Genomic DNA, 18,739 nt, shown 5'->3' with positions numbered 1-18,739 from the left:
TACGCGCCCCCCGCCGTCCCGGCCCCGGCAGCGCCTCCCGCCGTCCCGGCCCCGGCCGCGCCCACCCAGGTCGCGTACCCGGGTCAGGTGCAGTTGCCGCCGCAGCCGCAGTACGCGCCTGCGCCCCAGCAGGCGGCCGCCCGGCACTCCGCGCCGGCCACGGGCTTCCCGCACTACGTCCCGCCCCCGCCGTCGCCGGTCAACCGCACCGGCCTCTACGTCGGGATCCTCGTCGTGGTCCTGACCGTGCTGTTCGCCGTGATCGGGTTCGTGCTGGTCGGCTGACCGTCCGGCCGACCGGTCGGCTGACGAGGCGCCGTCCGGGCCGGCACGCCGTGCCTCGCCCGGACGGAGCCCCCTCGAGCCCGTCCCGAGAGGACCCGCGTCGTCGCAGCCGCCGTCGCCGCAGCCGCAGTCCGCGCCGCGGCAGCCGCAGTACGCGCCGCCGCAGCGGACCGGTCGAGGACCGCTCGCCAGCGGCTTCCCGCGCCACGTCCCGCCGCCACCCTCGCCCGTCGACCGCACCGGCCTGTACGTCGGTATCGCCGTCCGCGCCGCGGTGCTGCTGTTCGCCGTCGTCGTCGACGAGTCCGGCTGGCGGCTGTGCGACCCGGGGTGGGGTAGCCGCGCGCCACGCCTGTCCCAGCTGCCACGGGCGTCGCGGGAGCCGTGTCATCCTCGACCGGTGACACGGGCCGGGGCACTGGTGACGCGGGTGTTCGCCGCGGCCGTCCTGGCCGGCCTGCTCCTGGTCGTGTCGACGGCGGTGGCCATCTGGTGGACCGCCCGGCAGGACGCGCGGCCGGCGTCGGACGCGATCGTGGTGCTGGGGTCGGCGCAGTACAACGGCGTCCCCTCGTCCATCTTCGAGGCGCGGCTGGAGCACGCGCTGTCGCTGTGGGAGGACGGCGTCGCGCCCGTCGTCGTCACCGTGGGCGGCAAGGCCGCCGGCGACCAGTTCACCGAGGCCGAGGCCGGCCGCGACTACCTGCTGCGCGCCGGCGTCCCGGGGGACGCGCTGCTCGCCGTGCCCGAGGGCGTGGACACGCTGGAGAGCATGCGCGCCGTCGGTGCCGAGTTCGCCGGCCGCGGGTGGTCCAGAGCGGTGCTGGTCACCGACCCGTGGCACGCGATGCGCGCCGAGCGGATGGCCGAGGACGCCGGCATGAGCGCCGAGAGCTCGCCCACCCGGCAGGGCCCGGCGGTGCAGACGCGCGGCACGCAGTTCCGGTACATCCTCAGGGAGACCGCCGCCTACCTGCTCTACCGCGTGACCGGGGAGAGCGTCGCCGGGGCGCCGGGCATCGGCTGACACCGCGGGAGGCAGCGTGCTGGAGCTGGGGAGGGCCGGGACCGCCGGCGCGGCGAAGGGCGAGGTGCCCGTCCTGCGCGACGGCGAGCCGGTCGGCCGGCTGCGGTCCACGGACTTCTGGAAGGAGGGCTCGGTCGCCGTCGTGGGGGACCGGCAGTGGGTCCTCGAGCGGCGGCGGGGCGGTGCGCTGGCCGGCCGCTGGGCCACCGAGCCGGAGGACGCGGCCCGCCTGCGCGCGGAGCAGGTGTCGGTGTGGCGGGGCACCTGGCGCGCCGACCTGGAGGGCACCGCCGTCGACGTCGCCCCCGCCTCGTGGTGGCGGGGCACCTACCGGTTCACGGCGGGGGAGCGCACCGTCGCCGAGAGCGGGACGACCGGCGGCTGGTCGCCGCGCCCGACGCTCACCGCCGGCGAGGACCTGCCCCTCGACGCCCAGGTGTTCCTGCTGTGGCTGGTCCTGGTGCTGCAGCGGCGCACCTACGGCGCGGCGATCGGGGCCGCGGTCGCCGGCGGGGCGGCGGCGGGCAGCAGCTGAGTCCACACGGTTCCCGCCCCGTCGTCGCGGGAGGGGATGATCGGTGCCGGGGCGCGCACCGGCGTCCCGGCAGCAGCACGACGGAGGGGGCCCATGGCCGGCCGGGGACGCATCCGCGCAGCGGACATCGCGCTGGTGCGCGAGCGCAGCCGGATCGACGAGGTGGTCGGCGAGCACCTGCAGCTCAAGCGCGCCGGGGGCGGCAGCCTCAAGGGGCTGTGCCCGTTCCACGACGAGAAGTCGCCGTCGTTCCACGTCACGCCGGCGAGGAACCTCTTCCACTGCCTGGCAGGGGAGACCGGCGTCCTCACCGAGGACGGCGTGGTCCCGATCGCCGAGCTGGCGGGACGGACGGTCCGGGTGCTCAACGGGGACGGCGGCTGGGTGGAGGCCCCGTTCCGGTCCTACGGCGTGCAGCGGCTCATGCGGGTGGTCCTGTCCCGCAACGGCCGTGAGAAGGAGCTCTTCGCCACCGACGAGCACCGCTGGTTCGTCCCCTGGGGGAAGCTGCGGCAGGACCGCCGGGAGAAGCTGACCAGGGACCTGCGGCCGGGTGACCAGCTGTCGGCGTCGTTCCCGATGAGCCGGGTGCTCAACCCGGCGACCCGGCCATCCCCCTTCGGCATCGCCCGTGGTCTCGTCTACGGCGACGGCACCCGGTCCGGAGCCGGCTCCATCGCGGTCCTGTACGGCGAGAAGGACGCCGAACTGGCCGGCTTCTCCGAGGGATGCCGCAGCTGGTCCGAGGACCGGGGAACGCGCTACTACGGCCTGCCGGCCTGTTTCAAGGAGCAGCGTCCGTCGCTCGACGAGGACGCCTCCTACCTGCTCGGCTGGCTGGCCGGCTACTTCGCGGCCGACGGCTGCGTGGCGGAGGACGGCGACGCCATCCTCAACTCCGCACGTGTCGACGACCTCGAGTACGTCCGCATGGTCTGCACGCGACTCGGCATCGGCACCTACGGCGTGGCCAAGCAGACCCGGCTCGGCATCGACGGCGTCATGAGCGACATCTACAACGTCCGCTTCATGACCAAGGGTCTGCCCGACTCGTTCTTCCTCCTCTCGCACCACCGTGACCGGATCCTGGGGAACCGGAAGAAGTACGAGCGCAAGCGCTGGGTCGTCCGGTCGGTCGAGTGGAGCGACCGCGTGGAGGAGGTCTACTGCGCGGAGGTGCCCGGCACCCACGCCTTCACGCTGGAAGACAACATCCTGACCGGCAACTGCTTCGGTTGCGGGGCAGGCGGCGACGTCATCAGCTTCGTCCAGCAGATCGACCACCTGAGCTTCACCGAAGCCGTCGAGCGGCTCGCGGCGCGCGCCAACATCGACCTCAAGTACGAGGACGACGGTGGCCGGCCGACCGCGGCGCCCGACCGCGCGCAGGCCGGCCAGCGCGCCCGGCTCGTCGCGGCCAACACCGAGGCCGCCGCCTTCTACGCCGAGCAGCTGCGCAGCCCCGACGCCGCGCCGGCCCGCCAGTTCCTCGCCGACCGCGGCTTCGACCGGCAGGTGGCCCTCGACTTCGGCTGCGGCTTCGCGCCCGCCGGGTGGGACGCGCTCACCCGCCACCTGCGCGCGCGGGGCTACAGCCAGCAGGAGCTGGTCACCGCAGGGCTGGCCAAGGAGAGCTCGCGCGGCACGCTCATCGACCGCTTCCACCGGCGGCTGGTGTGGCCGATCCGCGACATCACCGGCGACGTCATCGGCTTCGGCGCCCGCAAGCTCATGGACGACGACCCCGGGCCGAAGTACCTCAACACCCCCGAGACGCCGCTGTACAAGAAGAGCACCGTGCTCTACGGCATCGAGCGGGCCAAGCGCGACATCGCGAAGAAGCACCAGGCCGTCGTCGTCGAGGGCTACACCGACGTCATGGCCTGCCACCTGGCCGGCGTGACCACCGCCGTCGCCTCCTGCGGCACCGCCTTCGGGCCCGAGCACATCAGCGTGCTGCGGCGGCTGCTCATGGACCAGGACGAGTTCCGCGGGGAGGTCGTCTACACGTTCGACGGCGACGCCGCGGGCCAGGCCGCGGCGATGAAGACGTTCAAGGAGGACCAGCGCTTCGTCGCGCAGACCTTCGTGGCCGTCGAGCCCGACGGGCGCGACCCCTGCGAGCTGCGGCAGGCGCACGGCGACGCCGCCGTCCGCGACCTGGTGGCCCGCCGGACGCCGCTGATCGAGTTCGTCCTGCGCACCACGCTCGCCGAGTACGACCTCGACACCGTCGAGGGGCGGGTCGCCGCGCTGGACCGGACGGCGCCGCTGCTGGCCCAGGTCAAGGACCACGCGCTGCGCCCGGCCTACGCCCGGCGGCTGGCCGGCCTGATCGGCGACACCGACGAGGCCGACGTGCTGGAGCGGGTGCGCCGGGTCACCGGCGGCGACACCGCGCCCCCGCGCCGCCCGCGGACGCCGCGGCGCACGCCCGACGACGCCGCCCTCGCCGTCGAGCGGGAGGCGGTCAAGGCCGCGCTGCAGGTGCCCGAGGTCGCCGGCCCGTCGTTCGACGCGGTGCCGGTGGAGGCCTTCACCGACCCCGACCACGCCGCCGTCGCCGCGGCCGTGGCGCAGGCCGGGGGAGCGGCGGCGGCCACGGTCACCGGCCCGGCGTGGCTCGACGAGGTGGCCGCGCACTGCGACCGGGAGACCGCCCGCGCCCAGCTCACCGCGCTGGCGGTGGAGCCGCTGCGGTCGGTGGGGGAGGCCGACGCCGGCTACGTGGCGGCGGTGCTCGCCCGGCTGGAGGAGATGCACACCAACCGGCAGGTCGCGGGGATCAAGGGCAGGTTGCAGCGGATGAACCCGGTCGAGCAGGGCGACGAGTACATGCGCCTGTTCTCCTCGCTGATGGAGCTCGAGCAGAAGGCCATCTCGCTGCGCAAGCGGGCGATCGGCGGGCTCGGCGAGTGAGGCTGACCGCGCACCTGCGCCGCCGGTTCACCCGCCCGCCGGAGCCGGTGCGCGCCGTCGTCCAGGCCTCTCCGGACCCCGACGAGCGGGTGCTGGCGTGGGGCGCGCTGGTGCGCGACGAGGGCTGGCTGGTGGCCACCAGCCGGGGCCTGCGCGTGGTCCCCGCCGGCCTGCCGCTGGCCGAGGCCGGCGACGTCGGTATGCTGCGCTGGCACGAGGTCGGGGCGGCCCGCTGGGCGGCGACCAACGACGGCGGCGGGTCGTTCACCGTGACCGCGCTGACCGAGGTCGAGCCGGGGGTGCAGGCGCGCGAGCCGGCCGAGCGGTACGCGCTCGCCGACGCCGGCGACCTGCCCGCCGTGGTGCGCCGCCGGGTGGACGAGACGGTGGTCGCGAGCCGCCGCTCGCCGCTGCCGGGCGGGGGCGGGGTGCTGCTGGTGGCACGCCGGGTCCCCGGGCAGGCGGCGCGGGAGTGGACGGTCGTGTTCGACGACGACGCCGACCGCGCCGACCCGGGCGCGCGGGCGGCCGCGCGCGACAAGCTCGAGGAGGCGCTCGCCGCCGAGCGGCCGGGCTGAGCGCCCGGCCGCCCGGTGCGGTGGCTCAGCCGACGGGCGGCGGGTCCGCGGGCAGCGCGGTCAGGTCGGGGGACTCGGTCGTGGTCGCCGGCGGGATCGTCGTCGTGCCGGTGCTGCGGGCGCCGGCCGCGCCGTCGCCGTCACCGGTGTCGCGGCCCATCTTCGACTTCACCGAGCTGACGACGTCGTCGGCGCGGGCCTGCGCCATGCCCGCGAGGCCCTGCAGCTGCGGGTTGTCCTTGGCGTCGGACCACAGCCCGAGGATCTGCTCGTACCGCTCGCGGCCGGCCTTCGCGCCGAGCACGTAGCCGGCGCCGAAGCCGAGCAGGAAGGAGAACTTGGCCACGGGGACCTCCGGGTTCGAGACGGACACGGACCGGGTGATCACGCTACGGGCGGACTCGGTCGTCCGCGATCGGAGGAGCCTCCGCGGGACGCCCGGAGGCGTGCGGTACTCTCGACGGGCGCGCGGGTCGTACCCGCCCGTCCCCCGTAGCTCAATTGGCAGAGCATGCGACTGTTAATCGCAGGGTTATTGGTTCGAGTCCAATCGGGGGAGCACCACCGCTCCTCGGCGGGCCGGCAGGCCGCCCGCACCGGGCGCCACGACCGCCTCACGACCACCGGATCCCGGCAGCGACGGGTCGTCGCGGACCCGTGCCGGGGTCGTCCGACCGGTCGGACCCCCCGGCGCCGGCTCGGGGTGTGACCGGGCGGGCGCCGGGTAGTGACCCGGCTCCCAGCGGCGTCCCGGCGGAGGCGAGTTGAGCACCCTGCCGTCCGATCGTCGCGAGGTCGACGTCGAGGTCGTGGCCCACCGCGGCGCCTCGGCGACCGCGCCGGAGCACACCCTCGCGGCCTACCGGCAGGCGCTGGCACTCGGCGCGGACGCCGTCGAGTGCGACGTGCGCATGACCCGGGACGGCGTGCTCGTCTGCGTCCACGACCGCCGCATCCACCGGACCTCGACCGGCCGGGGCGTGGTCTCGGCGCTCGACCTGGCCGAGCTCGAGCAGCACCGCGTGGTGCACCGCCGCCCGCGACGTGGCCGCGGCGCCACGGCGCCGACCGCCGCCGCGGTGGAGGACGACGACGTCGAGGCCGACGAGGACGCGGGCCGGGTGCTGACCCTGGACCGCCTGCTGGAGTACGTCACCTCCTCACCCGGGCGGGTGCGGCTCGCGATCGAGACCAAGCACCCGACGCGCCACGCCGGGCAGGTCGAGGTGGCGTTGCTGGCCAGCCTGCGGCGGTTCGGCCTGCTGACCGGTGGCCGTCCTTTGGAGTGGTCGGGGAAGGCCGCGGTCCGCGTCATGAGCTTCTCCCCGACGGCGCTGCGGCGGGTCCACCTGCTGGCGCCCGACCTCCCCACCGTGCAGCTCATCGGGCAGGTGCGGCCGTGGATGTCCGCCCAGCGGCCGCGGCCGGCGGGCCGCATCGTCGGGCCGTCGCTGGCCCTGCTGCGCCAGCACCCCTCCCTGGTGGAGCGGCTGCACCGGGCCGGCGCGCAGGTGCACGTGTGGGTGGTCAACGAGCCGCACGACATGCGCTTCGCGCTGTCGCTGGGCGTGGACGCGGTCATCACCGACCGGCCCGAGCAGCTGCTGCACGTCCTGGGGCGGGGGAGGCCGCCCTCGTCGAGCACGGCCTGACGGGCCCCCACGACGACGGGCCTCCCGGCGACGAGGGCCGCGGTCGGGCCGGCCCGAGCTCCCGGACGGAGGCGCGGAGGTCGGCGACCAGGCTCTCCGGCTGCTCCAGCGCGGCGGGGTGCCCGCCGTCGTCGACGTCGGTCCGGGGTCGTGTGGACGGCCCCGCCGGTGGGATGACCACGGACGACGCCCTCGTGCCCGCGCTCGTTGCCCCCGCCGCGGGCACCGTGGTGTGATCCGGCCGGCGCGACACCGGGGTCGCGCGGGCGCCCCGGGAGGGCTCATGGCCGAGGTCCACGGCACGTTCGACGACCGGTTCCGCGGGGTGCGCGACGCGTTCGCCGCCCAGCTGGAGGGCGACGAGCTCGGCGGTTCGATCGCCGTCGACGTCGACGGCGAGACCGTCGTCGACGTCTGGGGCGGCTGGCGGGACGAGGCCCGCACCACGCCCTGGACGCGGGACACGATCGTCAACGTCTGGTCGACGACGAAGACGATCACCGCGCTGGCGGTCCTCACACTGGCCGACCAGGGCCGCCTCGACCTCGACGCGCCGGTCGCCGAGTACTGGCCGGAGTTCGCCGCCAACGGCAAGGCCGGCGTCCTCGTCCGGCACCTGATGGCCCACACCTCCGGGGTCGCCGGCTGGGACCCGCCGTTCGCCCTCGAGGACATGTACGACTGGGAGACCTCGGTGGCCCGGCTGGCCGCGCAGGCGCCGTGGTGGGAGCCGGGGACGGCATCGGGTTACCACGCGCAGGACCAGGGTCACCTGCTCGGCGAGGTGCTGCGGCGCGTCGACGGCCGGTCGCTCAAGCGGTACGTGGCCGAGGAGCTCGCCGGGCCGCTGGGCGCCGACTTCCAGATCGGCGCGCGGCCCGAGGACGAGGGTCGCATCGCGCCGGTGGTCCCGCCCCCGCCGCTGCCGATGGACCTCGCCGCGCTCGACCCGGCCAGCCCGATGGTCCGCTGCTTCACCGGCCCCGTCGCCGACGCGAGCCGGGCCAACACCCCCGAGTGGCGGGCCGCCGACATGGGCGCGCTCAACGGGCACTCCAACGCCCGCGGCGTCCTCGACGTCATGCGGGTGCTGTCGCTGGGCGGGGAGGCCGGCGGGGTCCGGCTGCTGTCGGAGAAGACGGTCGACCGCGTCTTCGAGGTCCAGGCCGACGGCGTCGACCTCGTCCTCGGGGTGCCCTTCCGGATGGGCATCGGCTTCGGGCTCTCGCCGTCGGCGGCCGTGCCCTACCTGCCGGAGGGGCGGGTCGCGTTCTGGGGCGGCTGGGGCGGCTCGATGATCGTGATGGACCTCGACCGCCGGGTGACGACGAGCTACATGATGAACCGGATGGCGCCGGGGATCGTCGGCTCGCCGCGGTCGGAGGCCTACCTCGGCGCCCTGTACGCCGCGCTCTGACCCGCCCCGGCGGGGAGCCCCCGGAACGCTCGCGGGGGCTGCTCCGTTGCCCGGGGACAGCATCGGTGCGCCGATCCCCGCCGTCGAAGAGAGCCATGAGCCCGTATCACAGTCCCCAGGCCACGTCCCCCGGATCCGCTGAGGGGGTGCGTGGCCGGTGACCGAGGTCCTGTCTCTGCTCCTGGGCGTCCTGGTCGTCCTCGCGATCACCGCCGCCACGGGCTACTTCGTCGCGCAGGAGTTCGCCTACATGGCGGTCGACCGCTCGACGCTGGCCGCCCGCGCCGAGGCCGGTGACGGTGCGGCGAAGCGTGCGCTGGCGGTCACCCGCCGCACGTCGTTCATGCTGTCCGGCGCGCAGCTCGGCATCACCGTCACCGGCCTGCTGGTCGGCTACGTCGCCGAGCCGCTGATCGGGGAGTCGCTCGGCACGCTGCTCGGCGGCGTCGGCGTCCCGACCGCCGTCGGCATCGGCGTCGGCGCCGTCCTCGCGCTGCTGTTCTCCACGCTGGTGCAGATGCTCTTCGGCGAGCTGTTCCCGAAGAACCTCGCCATCGCCCGGCCCGAGCCCGTGGCCCGCCGGCTGGCCGCCTCCACCACCGCCTACCTGACGGTGCTCGGCTGGCTCATCCGGGTCTTCGACCAGGCCTCGAACCTGCTGCTGCGCGCGCTGCGCATCGAGCCGGTGCACGACGTCGAGCACGCCGCCACCGCCCGCGACCTCGAGCACATCGTCGAGGAGTCCCGGGAGAGCGGTGACCTGCCGGCCGAGCTGTCGATGATGGTCGACCGGATCCTCGACTTCCCCGACCGCGACGTCGAGCACGCGATGATCCCGCGGCCCCGGGTGGGCACCGTGTCCGACACCGACACGGTCGGCCGGCTGCGCGGGCTGATGGCCTCCGGCCACTCGCGCTACCCGGTGCTGGAGTCGGGCACCGGCGACGTCGTCGGCGTCGTGCACCTCGCCGACCTGCTGACCACGTCCGTGCCCGACACCGCGCCGGTGACCGCCATCGCCCGCCCGCCCCTGGTGGTCTCGACGCTGGCCTCGCTGCCCGACGTGCTGCGCCAGCTGACCGAGTCCCGCAACCAGCTGGCCTGCGCCGTCGACGAGTACGGCGGGTTCGCCGGCGTCGTCACGCTCGAGGACCTCGCCGAGGAGCTGGTCGGGGAGATCACCGACGAGCACGACGCCGACGTCGACCCGGAGTACGTGCCGGTCGAGGGCGACGGCGTGTGGGAGATGGCCGGCGACGTGCACGTCGACGAGGTGGAGCGCGCCCTCGGGGTGGACCTGCCGCGCGGCGACTACGAGACGATCGCCGGCCTGGTGATCGCCGCCCACGGCGACCTGCCCGAGCCGGGCACGACGCTGACGGTCGAGCTCCCGCCCGACCCCGGCGACCTGGTCCACGAGGACACCCCCGCCGCCCGCGCGCTCGACGTCGAGGTGCTCGCCGTGGAGCGGCACGTGCCCTCCCGGGTGCGCCTCGAGCTGCCCGGCCGCGCCGAGGGCGCGGCCCCCGACCACAGCGCGACCGCCGGCCCCGCTGCCGCTCCCGCCGCCGAGGAGACCTCCCGATGACCGACGACCCGTGGGTGATCGTCCCGGTCACCGTCCTGATCGTGGCGCTGTCGGCGTTCTTCGTCGCCGTCGAGTTCGCCGCGCTGGCCGCCAAGCGGCACCGGCTGGAGGAGGCGGCGCCGAGCAGCCGCTCGGCGCGCGCCGCGCTGCGCAACTCCTCGGAGCTGACCCTGCTGCTGGCCGGATCGCAGCTGGGCATCACCGCGGCCACCCTCGCCCTCGGCGCGGTCAGCAAGCCGGCCGTGCACCACTGGCTGACGCCGCTGTTCGAGTCGTGGGGGCTGCCGCTGGTGGCCGCCGACGTCACCGGCTTCGTGCTGGCGCTGCTGGTCGTCACCTTCATCCACCTCGTGGTGGGCGAGATGGCGCCCAAGTCCTGGGCGATCGCCCACCCCGAGCGCTCGGCCACGCTGCTCGCCGGGCCGATGCGGGCCTTCCTGGCGGTCTTCCGGCCGCTGCTGCGGCTGCTCAACGCCGCGGCCAACGCGCTGGTGCGCCGGGTCGGCGTGGAACCGGTCGACGAGGTCGCCGTCGGCCACAGCCCCGACGCGCTGCGGCACCTGGTCGAGCACTCGGCCAACGTGGGCGCGCTGGACGCGAGCTTCTCCGCGCAGATCTCCGGCGCGCTGGAGCTGGAGCGGCTGACCGTCCGCGAGCTGCTCGGCACCGGCTCGCGCCCGGCCGGTGTGCGGACGGCCGCGACCGCCGGCGAGGTGCGCGCGGCCACCCGGGCCTCCGGTCACCTGCGGATCCTGCTCGGCGCGGTCGACGGCGAGGAGGTCACCGGGGTGGTCCACGTCCGCGACACCCTCACCGCGCCCGACGACGCCCCGGCCGCCCCGTTCGCCCGGCCGGTCTTCACCCTCGAGGCCGACACCACCGTGCACGCGGCCCTCAAGGCCATGCGCGAGACCCGCAACCACCTCGCGCTGGTCACCGACGGCGGCGCGGTGGCCGGCGTCGTCACCCTGGCCGACGTGCTGCGCCGGCTGTTCCCGCAGCCGGCGCCGACCGCCGCCTGACGGACGAGCCTGACCGAGGAGGAGCCCGTGAGCACGGTCCCGCTCTGGCAGGACGAGCCGTACCGCCCCCGGCCGCCGCTGGAGGGCGCGGTGACCGCCGACGTCTGCGTGGTCGGCGCGGGCGCCGGCGGCCTGGCCACCGCGCACCGGCTGTCGGCCGCCGGGCTGTCGGTCGTCGTCGTCGACCGGGCGGAGGTCGCCTCCGGCGCCAGCGGGCGCAACGGCGGCTTCTTCCTCGCCGGCGCGGCCCCGGCGTACGGCGAGACCCGCGCACTGTGGGGCCGGGAGCGGGCCGCGGCCGTGCACGCGGCGACGCTGGCCGCCCAGCGGGAGATGCTCGACGTCGCCGGGGCCGTGGGTGCCCGCGGCGCGTTCCGGGTCGAGGGGCTGGTGCGGGTCGCCGCCGACGCGGCGGAGGCCGCCGAGGTGCGCGCGGACGCGGCGGCGCTCGCCGAGGACGGCTTCCCGGGCGACCCGGTGGCGGGGGAGGACCTCCCCGGCCGCCTGGCCCGGCCGGACCGGGCGGGGCTGTTATTCCCGCACGACGGGTCGGTGCACCCCGTCCGCTGGCTGCGGGCGCTCGCCGCCGCGCGGGAGCGCGACGGGGTGCGGTTCTTCGAGCACACCCCGGTCGTCGCGCCGCCGACGGTGGACGGCGACGGCGTCCGGGTGCCGACGGCGGCCGGCGAGGTGCGCTGCGACCGGGCGGTCGTGGCCGCCGACGGGGACCTCGCGGCGCTGGTCCCGTCCGCGGCGGCGGTGCGGCCGCGCCGGCTCAACATGCTGGCCACCGCGCCCCTGGCCGAGACGGTCCTCCCGTTCCCCGTCTACGTGCGGCACGGCTACGAGTACGCCCACCAGACCGCCGACGGCCGGATCGCGCTCGGCGGGTTCTCCGACCTCGACGGGCCGGCGAGCTGGACCGACCGGGCCGAGGTGTCCGCGCCGGTGCAGGCGCGGCTGGACCGGTGGCTGGCCGAGGAGCTCGGCGTGACCGCCCCGGTGACGCACCGGTGGGCGGGGGTCGTCGGGTTCGCCGACGACCCCCTGCCCCGGTGCGGCCCGGTGCCCGGCACCGACGGGCGGGTGCTGGCGCTCGGCGGCTACAACGGCACGGGCCACGTGCAGGCGTGGGTGGCCTCCCGCGTCGTGGCCGACCTGGTCACCACCGGGCGCAGCGCCGACGCCGGGCTCTACGCGGCGGTCGACGCCTGAGGCAGCGGCACGCCCTCCGGCGGGGACGCCGGCTCCGGGGCGGCGTGCACCTCGCTCCGGAGGATGCGCACCGAGCGGCCCAGCGAGCGCGCGGCGTCGGGCAGCTTCCGGTAGCCGAACAGCAGCATGACGGCGAGGACGACGAGGCCGATCTCGGCCGGTCCCGGGTTCACGGGGTCTCCTTCCCGGTCAGGACGGCGGGGGTCAGGCCGGCGGGCCCGGCGGGGTGCCCCCGGGGCCGCCGGGTGGCGCACCGGACGGGGCGCCGTCGCCACCCGGCACCGCCCCGCCGCCGCTGGGCGTCGTCGTGGTGTCCACGCCGGCGGTCAGCGTGACCGTGTAGCCGTTCGTGACGTCGCCGGTGACCGTGGCCAGCTGGCTCGCGCCGCCGTCGTCGCCGAAGACGTTGTCGCCGTCGAGCGAGACCCGCGCCAGGTTGGCGACGGAGGCCTCGTACCCGCTGGTCGCGTAGACGGCCTCGCACACGTCCTGCGGCAGCGCGACCTGCGAGGTGGCGATGGCGTTGCCGGAGTCGGGAATCGAGGCCTGGTCGGGGTAGACCTCGAAGTGGACGTGCGGCCAGCGCCCGTCGTAGCAGGCCGGGAAGACGCTGGTGAAGGTCACCGTGCCGTCGGCCCCGGCCACCTGCACGCCGCGCAGGTAGTTCTGGTCGGTGATCCCCTCGGAGTACAGCGAGTAGCCGCCCTCCCGGGTGCAGTGCCAGACGTAGACGGCCACGCCCTCGAACGGGACGCCGCCGTTCGCGAGGTCGGTGACCGTCAGGCGCAGGGTCATCGGCACGCCCTCGGCGGTGCCGCTGTGGTCGGCGAAGCTGGACCGGATGTCGCTGCGGACGACGCCGGACTGCTCGAGCACGTCCGGCCCGTTCGAGCCGTCGCCCGGGTAGGGGCCGGCGGTCTCGTCGGGGATCTCCCCGCCCGCCGCGGCGGCCGTCGACGACGAGGACGACGACGAGGACGACGACGAGGGCGACGACGAGGAGGACGACGACGTGGAGCCGCCGCACGCGGCGAGGCCGACGGTCGCCGCGCCGATCCCGAACAGGCCGAGCAGCCGGCGGCGGCTCACGAGGGTGCCGATGTCGAAGGCCAGCCCCTGGTCGACCACCTCCTCCGCGGGGCGGGGCAGGGGGCGGCCCTCGTAGGAGGGGACGGGCGGGTCCTGCAGTGGCACGGGTACTCCTGGCGGACGGCGGTGCGGGGTCGCCGTCCACGCTCGGTGTCCCGCCGGTGCGCGCCCTGGGCACCGGCTGTGCGTCCGCTGGGACCCTCCCGCCGGGCGTGCACCCGGACCTCGGCGGGCATCATGACGGCAGCCCGGATCCGGAACGGATCCGGCCGACCCCGAGGAGCCAGCGTGCACACCGACGTCCCGGCCGTGGTGGAACGCATCCACGAGGAGGTCCTGCGGCGCAATCCCGCGGAGCCGGAGTTCCACCAGGCCGTCCGCGAGGTCCTCGAGTCGCTGGCGGTGGTCCTCGACCGGCACGCCGAGTACACCGAGATGAAGACGATCGAGCGGATCTGCGAGCCCGAGCGGCAGGTCATCTTCCGCGTCCCGTGGCAGGACGACTCCGGCGAGGTGCAGATCAACCGCGGCTTCCGCGTCGAGTTCAACTCCGCGCTCGGCCCCTACAAGGGCGGCCTGCGGTTCCACCCCTCGGTGAACCTCGGCATCGTGAAGTTCCTCGGCTTCGAGCAGGTCTTCAAGAACGCGCTCACCGGCATGCCCATCGGCGGGGGCAAGGGCGGCTCGGACTTCGACCCCAAGGGCCGTTCGGACGCCGAGGTCATGCGCTTCTGCCAGTCCTTCATGACCGAGCTCTACCGGCACCTCGGCGAGTACACCGACGTGCCCGCCGGCGACATCGGCGTGGGCTCGCGCGAGATCGGCTACCTGTTCGGCCAGTACAAGCGGATCACCAACCGCTACGAGTCCGGCGTCATCACCGGCAAGGGGCTCGGCTGGGGCGGCGCCCTGGTGCGCACCGAGGCCACCGGCTACGGGGCGGCCTTCTTCGCGCAGGCGATGATGGAGGCCGCGGGGGAGTCCTTCGACGGCAAGCGCGTCACCGTGAGCGGCTCGGGCAACGTCGCCGTGTACGGCATCGAGAAGGTCCACCAGCTCGGCGGGACCGTCGTCGCGTGCTCGGACTCCAGCGGCTACGTCGTCGACGAGAAGGGCATCGACCTCGAGGTCCTCAAGCAGGTCAAGGAGGTCGAGCGAGCCCGGATCGGCGAGTACGCGGAGCGGGTCCCGTCCGCGTCGTTCGTGCCGGGCGGGAGCATCTGGGACGTCCCGTGCGACGTCGCCGTCCCCAGCGCCACGCAGAACGAGCTCGACGGCGACGCCGCCGCCGTGCTCGCCCGCAACGGCTGCCGCTACGTCGTCGAGGGGGCCAACATGCCGGCCACCCCGGAGGCGGTCCGGGTCTTCCGGGAGGCGGGCACCGCCTTCGCGCCGGGCAAGGCCGCCAACGCCGGCGGGGTGGCGACGTCGGCGCTGGAGATGCAGCAGAACGCCTCGCGGGACCGCTGGTCCTTCGAGCACACCGAGGCGCGGCTCGAGGAGATCATGCGCGGCATCCACCGGCGCTGCCACGACACCGCGGAGGAGTACGGCTCGCCCGGCGACCTCGTCCTCGGGGCCAACGTGGCGGGCTTCCTCCAGGTGGCCGAGGCGGTGCACGCCCACGGGCTGGTCTGAGGCCCGGCCGGCCCGGCCGGCGCCAGCGGCCTCAGGGGAGCAGCAGCTCGCCAGCACCTGAGCCTCGGCGGGCTCCGGTCGGGCAGGTCGCGCACCGAGAGCACCTCGGGTCCGCCGGTGGACCCGATGAGGACCGCCCGCACGTCGCTTCCCCGGCCGTCGCCTGCGGCCCCACGCCATGGCGTGGCGGGCCTGGTGGCACCGCGTCGCGGCTGAGAGGCTGCCGCCATGCAGCGTGCCTTCGGCCCGGACGTGCCCGAGTCCGTGGCGGAGATGGGCCGCCCGGGTGCGGCCGCGGTCCTGGTCCACGACGCCCAGGTGGGCATCCTCGCCGCCGTCCGCGACCGGGAGGGGCGGACCGCGCGGACCGCCGCCGTGCTCGCCGCGGCCCGCGGCGCCGGCGTCCCCGTCTCCTGCGTGGGGCACGTGTCGCTGCCGCCCTCGCACCTGGGCGTGGCCGCGCTGCGCACCGCGATGGCCTGGCAGCGCGGGGACCGGGCCGACGAGGTCCCCGCGTCCTTCCCGCCCGACGCCGCGCACACCCAGCTCGACCCCGCGCTCGCGCCGGCCGACGGCGAGCCGGTGGTCGACGAGCTGGGCATGTCGGCGCTGGTCGGCACCCCGCTGGAGGCCGCGCTGCGCGACCGCGGCGTCACCACGCTGGTCGTCGTCGGCGCGGTGCGCGAGATCGGCATCGAGCCGACCGCGCGGCACGCCGCCGACCCCGGCCTGCTGCCGGTGGTGGTCGACGACGCCTGCGGGGTGGTCGACGAGGACGCGGCACGGCGGTCCCTGGCGAGCCCGGACCACAGCCTGCTCGGCCACCGCTGCTCCACCGCCGACGTCGTCGCGGCGTTCGGGGGTGCGGCGTGAGCGGGGCGCTGCCGGAGGAGGCGTCGGTCGTCGTCATCGGCGGCGGGCTGACCGGCCTGGCCAGTGCCTACGAGCTCGCCCGCGCCGGGGTGCCCGACGTCGTCCTGCTCGACCGGGACACGTTCGGGTCGGGCTCCACCAGCCGCGCGGCCGGGGGCGTGCGGGCGATGTTCTCCGACCCGGTGAACGTGACCCTCGGCGCCCGCAGCCTGGAGACCTTCCGCGACTTCCCGGCCCGGTTCGGCCAGGAGATCGACTACGCCGAGGTCGGCTACCTGTTCCTGCTGTCCACGCCCGAGGCGGTCACCGCCTTCGAGGAGGCCGTCGCGCTGCAGAACTCCCTCGGCGTGCCCAGCCGGATGGTCGACGTCGCCGAGGCGCAGCGGCTCTCCCCGCTGATCGCGACGGACGGGCTGCTCGCCGCCGCGTTCTCGCCCACCGACGGGCACTGCACCCCGGAGTCGGTGGTGCTCGGGTACGCCTCGGCCGCCCGCCGGGCCGGCGCCACGCTGCTGCCCGGCCGCGCGGCCACCGGCATCGAGGTCACCGGCGGGCGGGTCACCGCGGTGCACACCGCCGCGGGCAGCATCCGCACCGGTGCCGTCGTCTGCGCCGCGGGCCCGTGGTCGGCGGAGGTGGGCGCCTGGGCCGGCGTCGACCTGCCGGTGACCCCGCTGCGGCGGCAGATCCTGGTGACCGAGCCGGTGCCGGACCTCGACCCGCACACCCCGTTCACCATCGACTTCGCCACCTCCTTCTACTTCCACCGCGAGGGCCGGGGCCTGCTCATGGGCATGTCCGACCCCGAGGAGACGCCCGGCTTCCGGCTCACCCGCTCCGACGCGTGGCTGCCGCGGCTCGGTGAGGCCATCGAGCGGCGCGCGCCCGCGCTCGCCGGCGTCGGCGTCTCCGGCGGCTGGGCCGGGCTGTACGAGATGACGCCGGACCACAACGCGCTCATCGGCCGCGCCCGCGACGTCGAGGGGTTCCTCTACGCCACCGGCTTCTCCGGGCACGGGTTCCTCATGGGGCCGGCCGTCGGGGAGGTGGTGCGCGACCTGTACCTGGGCCGGGAGCCCCTCGTCGACGTGTCGGTGTTCGATGCGGGACGCTTCGAGGGCGCGGCCGTCCGGCCCGAGCTGAACGTCGTCTAGACGAAGGACCACCCTGCCCCCCGCTCCTCGCACGCTCGCAGCGGGACCCTGCAGGGCGGCCGTGAGAACCTCACTCGAACTGCATCCTGACCTGAGGGAGAACCGCTCCGTGACCAGCCTGCCCACCGCCGAGGAGCTCCGCCGACTCGCCGAGGAGGCCGCCCGCCGCTGCGGGGTCGACCTCGGCGCCGTCGCCGGCGACCACCCGGTGACCTCCCCGGTCAACGGGCAGCACCTGCTGTCGGTGCGCCGGCAGACGGCGGCCGACGTCGAGGCCGCCGTCGAGCGGGCGGGGGAGGCCTTCCGGCAGTGGCGGACCGTGCCGGCGCCGGTGCGCGGCGGGCTGGTGCGCCGGCTCGGCGAGCTGCTGCGCGAGCACAAGGCCGACCTGGCCACCCTGGTGAGCATCGAGGTCGGCAAGATCACCTCCGAGGCGGCCGGTGAGGTCCAGGAGATGATCGACATCTGCGAGTTCGCCGTCGGCCTGTCCCGGCAGCTCTACGGCCGCACCATCGCCTCCGAGCGGCCCGGCCACCGGCTCACCGAGAACTGGCACCCGCTCGGCGTCGTCGGCGTCATCAGCGCTTTCAACTTCCCGGTCGCCGTCTGGTCGTGGAACACCGCGCTCGCGCTGGTCTGCGGCGACCCGGTGGTGTGGAAGCCCTCGGAGCTCGCGCCGCTGTCGGCGCTGGCGTCGGCCGCGCTGCTCGACCGGGCGATCGCCGAGACCGGCGCGCCCGAGGGGCTCAGCCAGGTGCTCATCGGCGGCGCCGACGTCGGCGAGGCGCTCGTGGACTCGCCCGGGATCGCGCTGCTGTCGGCCACCGGCTCCACCCGCATGGGCCGCGCCGTGGGCCCGCGGGTGGCCGACCGCTTCGGCCGCTCGCTGCTCGAGCTCGGCGGCAACAACGCCGCGATCGTCACGCCGTCGGCCGACCTCGACCTCACCACCCGCGGCGTCGTCTTCTCCGCGGCCGGCACCGCCGGGCAGCGCTGCACGACGATGCGCCGCGTGATCGTGCACGAGGACGTCGCCGACGCCCTCGTCGAGCGGGTCGCCGCGGCCTACCGCAACCTGCCGATCGGCTCGCCGCTGGAGGCCGGCACGCTCGTGGGCCCGCTCATCCACGACGCCGCCTACAAGGGCATGCAGGACGCGCTGCAGGCCGCCCGCCAGCAGGGCGGCGAGGTCGTCGTCGGCGGCGGGCGGCGGCTGGCCGAGGAGGCCCCCGACGCCTGGTACGTCGAGCCGGCGCTCGTGCGGATGCCCGGCCAGACCGACATCGTGCGGCAGGAGACCTTCGCGCCGGTCCTCTACGTGCTCACCTACCGCACGCTCGAGGAGGCGGTGGCGCTCAACAACGACGTGCCGCAGGGCCTGTCGTCGAGCATCTTCACCTCCGACCAGGCCGAGGCCGAGCGGTTCCTCGCCGCCGACGGCTCCGACTGCGGCATCGCCAACGTCAACATCGGCACGTCGGGCGCGGAGATCGGCGGCGCGTTCGGCGGCGAGAAGGCCACCGGCGGTGGCCGGGAGTCGGGCTCGGACGCGTGGAAGGGCTACATGCGCCGGGCCACCAACACGGTCAACTTCTCCGGCGAGCTGCCGCTGGCGCAGGGCGTCGAGTTCCCCATCTGATCCCGGCGGGGGGGGGGGGGGGGGGGGGGGGGGGGGGGGGGGGGGGGGGGGGGGGGGGGGGGGGGGGGGGGGGGGGGGGGGGGGCGGGGGGGGGCGGGGGGCCGGGGC

The 18,739-nt window shown here is 75.7% G+C and carries 17 protein-coding genes and 1 tRNA gene; 15 read left to right on the top strand and 3 right to left on the bottom strand.

The window, feature by feature from the left end; genetic code table 11:
* Positions 1-87 precede the first annotated feature (87 nt).
* The 5 genes from ACI79X_RS05985 (at position 88) to ACI79X_RS05965 (ending at position 5,344) form a co-directional block, all read left to right on the top strand.
* Positions 88-285: a hypothetical protein gene (locus tag ACI79X_RS05985; RefSeq protein WP_457024508.1), complete on the top strand. Its 198-nt coding sequence runs from the start codon at positions 88-90 to the stop codon at positions 283-285.
* Between the two features lie 400 nt (positions 286-685).
* On the top strand, positions 686-1,312 hold the full coding sequence (locus tag ACI79X_RS05980) for a YdcF family protein (protein WP_457024507.1): 627 nt from the start codon (positions 686-688) through the stop codon (positions 1,310-1,312).
* Positions 1,313-1,328: 16 nt separating this feature from the next.
* Positions 1,329-1,847, top strand: coding sequence for a hypothetical protein (locus ACI79X_RS05975; RefSeq protein ID WP_457024506.1), 519 nt, complete (start codon positions 1,329-1,331; stop codon positions 1,845-1,847).
* A gap of 93 nt (positions 1,848-1,940) precedes the next feature.
* Entirely contained in the window at positions 1,941-4,766 is a 2,826-nt protein-coding gene (dnaG, locus tag ACI79X_RS05970; RefSeq protein WP_457024505.1) for a DNA primase, read from the top strand.
* Positions 4,763-5,344, top strand: coding sequence for a hypothetical protein (locus ACI79X_RS05965; RefSeq protein ID WP_457024504.1), 582 nt, complete (start codon positions 4,763-4,765; stop codon positions 5,342-5,344). Before dnaG ends, ACI79X_RS05965 begins: the two co-directional genes overlap by 4 nt.
* A gap of 25 nt (positions 5,345-5,369) precedes the next feature.
* On the opposite strand, the gene ACI79X_RS05960 is transcribed toward ACI79X_RS05965, so the two are convergent.
* Positions 5,370-5,717, bottom strand: coding sequence for a hypothetical protein (locus ACI79X_RS05960; protein WP_457024503.1), 348 nt, complete (start codon positions 5,715-5,717; stop codon positions 5,370-5,372).
* 113 nt (positions 5,718-5,830) lie between these two features.
* Here ACI79X_RS05960 and ACI79X_RS05955 point away from each other — a divergent pair.
* From ACI79X_RS05955 to ACI79X_RS05930, 6 genes are all read left to right on the top strand, one after another.
* Positions 5,831-5,903, top strand: a tRNA-Asn gene (locus tag ACI79X_RS05955).
* Positions 5,904-6,108: 205 nt separating this feature from the next.
* Positions 6,109-6,996, top strand: coding sequence for a glycerophosphodiester phosphodiesterase (locus ACI79X_RS05950; protein WP_457024502.1), 888 nt, complete (start codon positions 6,109-6,111; stop codon positions 6,994-6,996).
* A 283-nt stretch (positions 6,997-7,279) separates the two neighbouring features.
* Entirely contained in the window at positions 7,280-8,413 is a 1,134-nt protein-coding gene (locus tag ACI79X_RS05945; protein ID WP_457024501.1) for a serine hydrolase domain-containing protein, read from the top strand.
* A 157-nt stretch (positions 8,414-8,570) separates the two neighbouring features.
* Positions 8,571-10,001, top strand: coding sequence for a hemolysin family protein (locus ACI79X_RS05940; RefSeq protein ID WP_457024500.1), 1,431 nt, complete (start codon positions 8,571-8,573; stop codon positions 9,999-10,001).
* The gene (locus ACI79X_RS05935) at positions 9,998-11,023 is read left to right on the top strand and encodes a hemolysin family protein (RefSeq protein WP_457024499.1); all 1,026 of its coding nucleotides are present in this window, start codon (positions 9,998-10,000) and stop codon (positions 11,021-11,023) included. The genes ACI79X_RS05940 and ACI79X_RS05935 overlap by 4 nt, the downstream gene beginning before the upstream one ends.
* Before the next feature lie 27 nt (positions 11,024-11,050).
* Complete coding sequence (locus ACI79X_RS05930; protein ID WP_457024498.1) at positions 11,051-12,238, top strand: NAD(P)/FAD-dependent oxidoreductase; 1,188 nt, start codon at positions 11,051-11,053, stop codon at positions 12,236-12,238.
* Here ACI79X_RS05930 and ACI79X_RS05925 read toward each other — a convergent pair.
* Both ACI79X_RS05925 and ACI79X_RS05920 read right to left on the bottom strand, forming a co-directional pair.
* Positions 12,217-12,411, bottom strand: coding sequence for a twin-arginine translocase TatA/TatE family subunit (locus ACI79X_RS05925; protein WP_457024497.1), 195 nt, complete (start codon positions 12,409-12,411; stop codon positions 12,217-12,219). The two genes, ACI79X_RS05930 and ACI79X_RS05925, sit on opposite strands and share 22 nt — an antisense overlap.
* Before the next feature lie 31 nt (positions 12,412-12,442).
* Positions 12,443-13,432, bottom strand: a complete 990-nt coding sequence (locus ACI79X_RS05920; RefSeq protein ID WP_457024496.1) for an intradiol ring-cleavage dioxygenase — start codon at positions 13,430-13,432, stop codon at positions 12,443-12,445.
* A gap of 183 nt (positions 13,433-13,615) precedes the next feature.
* Between ACI79X_RS05920 and gdhA the strand changes: the two genes are divergently transcribed.
* The 4 genes from gdhA (at position 13,616) to amaB (ending at position 18,631) form a co-directional block, all read left to right on the top strand.
* Positions 13,616-14,965, top strand: coding sequence for an NADP-specific glutamate dehydrogenase (gdhA, locus tag ACI79X_RS05915; RefSeq protein WP_457024495.1), 1,350 nt, complete (start codon positions 13,616-13,618; stop codon positions 14,963-14,965).
* Between the two features lie 228 nt (positions 14,966-15,193).
* A complete protein-coding gene (locus tag ACI79X_RS05910) occupies positions 15,194-15,838 on the top strand; it encodes an isochorismatase family protein (RefSeq protein ID WP_457024494.1) in 645 nt (214 codons plus the stop codon).
* Positions 15,835-16,992 (top strand): NAD(P)/FAD-dependent oxidoreductase, encoded by a 1,158-nt coding sequence (locus tag ACI79X_RS05905; RefSeq protein ID WP_457024493.1) that lies wholly within the window; start codon positions 15,835-15,837, stop codon positions 16,990-16,992. The genes ACI79X_RS05910 and ACI79X_RS05905 overlap by 4 nt, the downstream gene beginning before the upstream one ends.
* A 109-nt stretch (positions 16,993-17,101) precedes the next feature.
* Positions 17,102-18,631, top strand: a complete 1,530-nt coding sequence (amaB, locus tag ACI79X_RS05900) for an L-piperidine-6-carboxylate dehydrogenase (protein ID WP_457024492.1) — start codon at positions 17,102-17,104, stop codon at positions 18,629-18,631.
* The last annotated feature ends 108 nt before the right edge of the window (positions 18,632-18,739 follow it).

Source organism: Geodermatophilus sp. SYSU D01119 (genome assembly GCF_054049975.1).
This window is presented reverse-complemented; position numbering and strand designations above follow the sequence as displayed.